Origin of the sequence: Candidatus Darwinibacter acetoxidans (assembly GCF_041936445.1) — a bacterium.
Taxonomy (GTDB): Bacteria; Bacillota; Limnochordia; order Darwinibacteriales; family Darwinibacteriaceae; genus DTU010.
Window position 1 is genome coordinate 1 of the sequence record NZ_JBHGXH010000221.1, and the last position, 3,714, is coordinate 3,714.

3 protein-coding genes are annotated in these 3,714 nt (G+C 55.7%); all 3 read right to left on the minus strand.

What is annotated here, in order from left to right; all coding sequences use genetic code 11:
* The coding region (locus tag ACE4YL_RS08355; protein WP_461369507.1) for a nucleoside deaminase at positions 1–240 on the minus strand (240 nt) is incomplete at its 3' end.
* 270 nt (positions 241–510) lie between these two features.
* Positions 511–993 (minus strand): pyridoxamine 5'-phosphate oxidase family protein, encoded by a 483-nt coding sequence (locus ACE4YL_RS08360; RefSeq protein ID WP_461369508.1) that lies wholly within the window; start codon positions 991–993, stop codon positions 511–513.
* A 237-nt stretch (positions 994–1,230) separates the two neighbouring features.
* On the minus strand, positions 1,231–3,714 hold a 2,484-nt coding region (locus ACE4YL_RS08365; protein WP_461369509.1), incomplete at its 5' end, for a type I restriction endonuclease subunit R.

Genomic DNA, 3,714 nt, shown 5'->3' on the forward strand with positions numbered 1-3,714 from the left:
GGTCGTTCCCGGCAGGCGCCAGCCGCCCAGGTGCCTGCTCCCCTCGCGGAGGGCCAGGATCTCCGCGTGAGCGGTGGCATCTTTCAGCTCTTCGCAGCGGTTCCGGCAGGCGGCAATGACCTGCCCCTCCCTGACCAGGACCGCGCCTACGGGTATTTCTCCGCAGGAATAGGCCTCGCGAGCCTGCGCCAGGGCCATCTTCATGTAAAAGGCATCGCTCTTTTCATGATTACTGCTCATACTGTTATTATAGACCATTTCCAGCCAACGGCAATGCATTCTTAAAAGTGCCGCAACGAGGGTTTAATGTTGAGCCCCAGGGGAACACTTCTGCAAAAGATGTAGGGGCGGCTCATGAGCCGCCCAGCCCGTAACGGAATACGATACGATACCTTCGGGCCGGGCATGCCCGGCCCCTACAGCTAAAATGAAATTTGTCAACATGAACGGGGACCAGAAAGGGACAGAATCCCGCAGGTTCCGGTAAAATTGCAGCTTTAAGCATCGTTTTTACCTGGCTTCAACGAATTCGATGGCTTCCTTGCCGGTGATGTGATGGATGTCAATGGCAATAATATAGGATTGGTTACACTCGGTTATTACCCTCTGCCTGGCCTCTTCAGGCTGAGCGCCGGCATATTTATTTACAAGGGCCGCGAAGGCTTTCAACCGCTCATCCCCTTCGGCAATTCTCGCCTCTCCAAAGGCAATCCCGCTGCGGAAATAAGAGGTGTATTCTTCGCTTACGATTATATCCTCATCGATTACGGTAAAAGAGACCCTGGGGTTTCTCCTGATGGCATCAATTTTATGTCCTTCTTTCGCGGAATGGAAATAAATTTTGCCGTTAAAATAGACAAAGTTAAGAGGCACTGCATAAGGGTAGCCATTATCCCCAAAACAGGCCAGGACCCCATTTGAACACCTCTCCATAACGGCTGCAGTATCCTCTTCAGGCAACAGCTGCCTTATTCTTCTCATTTCCCTAAACACCGGCCGCCACCTCGCTTTCAAGTGATCTCAACCTGCCACGGGATCAATATTCCAGTGAAGCTGTAGGCCCCAAAAATACAAATATCGTATCAAGAGCAAAAACGTTTCTACCACGCATGTACCTATACACCATCCGGACGATAACTACCCCTTTGAAAAGCTTTCTGTAAACTCCCCCCTTCGACAAAGGGGGGCCGGGGGGGATATAAAAAGGGAGCCAAGGTTTTACAAGAAGCTTTAGGCTACTGCGGAGTAGATGCTTTTCCCGTCACCGTAGTAGCACTCGTAGACGTGCTCGAAAACGGCGGTGGCCTTGGTCTTGAATATCTCGGCCGTATACGCCTCCGGCAGCCCTTCGTCGAGAACCTTTTCAATGGTTACCCGCACCTGGGCACGTGCCTGCTGCCGCTTGCGCCAGTCGAGGACCAGCTTCTCGCGCTTCAGGATCTCCAAAAGTTCGCGGGCCGTCTTCTTGACCTGGTTGCGCTCTTTCCGGGTAAGCTTAATCTCGGGCTTAGTAAGCAGGTCGAAAATGGCCAGCTCCTCTTCGCTGAGCTCCTCGGCAACTGCCCGCTGCTCCTCTTCTGTAAGGCTTTTGGCAAACTCCATCAGCCGGCGGAAGAACTCTTCCACGTTGACGCAACCGGAATTGTACTCGTCGATCATCTGCTGGAAGCTCTCCAGGAAGTCTATCCTGGTTCGGTTTAAGCGCACCATCTTCTGCAGCTGCCGGGAAATGGAGGCCTTGAGCCGCTCCACCTCCGTATGCTTGCGCCCCTGCTTAAATTTGGACGCGAGAAGCTCAAAATTAATCTTGCTCAGGTCTATTAAGGGCTGATCATCATCCCGGATCACGTAGCCCGTTGTGGAGATGGAGCGATCCAGGAGCTCTTCCACCTGCCTCATGATTTCACTGATATCCACCGGGGGATTCAAGGCGCGTATCTTGTCTGCCAGGACCTTGATGAGGGTGCAGTCAGCCTGCAGATGTTCCTCCGCCGGATCGGGCAGGATGGCCTTGTACAGCCGGTAGACCCTGTTGGCCTGTTCCAGGAAGCGCCTCTTGATCTCTTCCCTGGCCACCAGGGCGTCAACGGCATCATCAAGCAGGGCCACCCTCTTAAAATCCCGCGCCTCGATAATCTCCTGCAGCCGCACCCCCTGTTCCTCGCATAGCGCCTTCGCCTCTTCGACGGCGTATTTCAGGGCGGCCACGAGCGCCTCCTTATCCCTTACCGGGCTATCACCCACCCTTCCCCCTCCGCCGGCCCCGTAAATCGCCAGCGCCTGCTCCAGGTTCCTGAAGACGCCCACGTAGTCCACGATGAGGCCGCATACCTTGTCGCGGAAGACCCTGTTGGCCCTGGCGATGGTCTGCATGAGGGTGTGGTTGCGCATGGGCTTATCCAGGTAGAGGGTGGAGCAGGAGGGTACATCGAAACCTGTCATCCACATGGCGCAGACAAAAACTAGACGGAGGGGATCGCTGGGGTCCTTGAACTTTTTCTCCATGTCTTCCTCCACCATGCGCTTGCGGTGCGGGCGGATATCGAGACCTTTTTCAGCCATGTCGCGAATTTCATTCTGGGACTGGGAGACGATCACCGCCATGTCGGCCTCCTCAAGCAGCTTGATTTTCCTCTCCAGCTCGGGCCACTCCTTCTCCGGGAGCAGCCCGTGCTGCCCGCGCATCTTTTTAAGTTTGCGCTGCCAGTATTTCTTCACTTTGTCGTACATGCGGATGGCCGTGGCCTTGTCGATGCAGATGACCATGGCCTTCCCCTGGAAGCCCCGGCTGATGAAGTGGTCCACAATGTCCGCCCCCACCGCTTCCAGCCGGTCATCCCTGGTAATGAGATGGTATTCGCGGGCAAACTCCCGCTCCAGCTTCTTCTCCTGCTCCTCATCCAGCTCCGCCGCTTCCAGCAGCACCTCCATCTCTTCGTTGAGGTTCTCGTTTGTCAGTTGCAGCTCGGGAATGCGGTTCTCGTAATAGAGGGGCACGGTGGCGCCGTCTTCCACCGACTCGCGGAAGTTGTAGATACTGATATAGTCGCCGAAGACCTGACGAGTCTTCTCTTCACCGACGATGAGCGGGGTGCCGGTAAAGGCGATAAAGGAGGCGTTAGGCAGCGCTGTGCGCATGTTCAGGGCCAGGGTGTCGTACTGGGTGCGATGGGCCTCGTCGGTTATGACGATAATATCGTCCCGCTCCGATAGCACCGGGTGTTTTTCGCCCGTTTCAGTGCGGAATTTATGAATCAGTGTAAATATATAGCGATGGTCCCCGCTCAAAAGCTGCCGCAGGTGCCTGATGCTCTCGGCCTGGACCCTGGCTTCGGTAATGACGCCGCTAGAAACAAAGTTCTTGTAGATCTGATCGTCGAGCTCTTTGCGGTCAGTGACGATCACAAAACTCCAGTTGCCGGGCACCTTGCGCAGCACCTTCTGGGAGAAGAAGATCATGGAGATGCTCTTGCCGCTGCCCTGGGTGTGCCAGAACACCCCCAGGCGCCCCTGACGCTCCTTGATATCCGCCAGAGCGGTCATGGCATTGTTCACGCCCAGGTACTGGTGATTCTTGGCCACTATTTTAATCTGCCCGCCGGGCACATCCATGAACAGGGTAAAGTTCTCCACCAGGTCGAGGAAGCGCGCGGGCTCGCAGGTGCCCCTGAGCATCGTCTCCAGAGAGATGCGCCCCTCTTCGGCTTCGCTGCT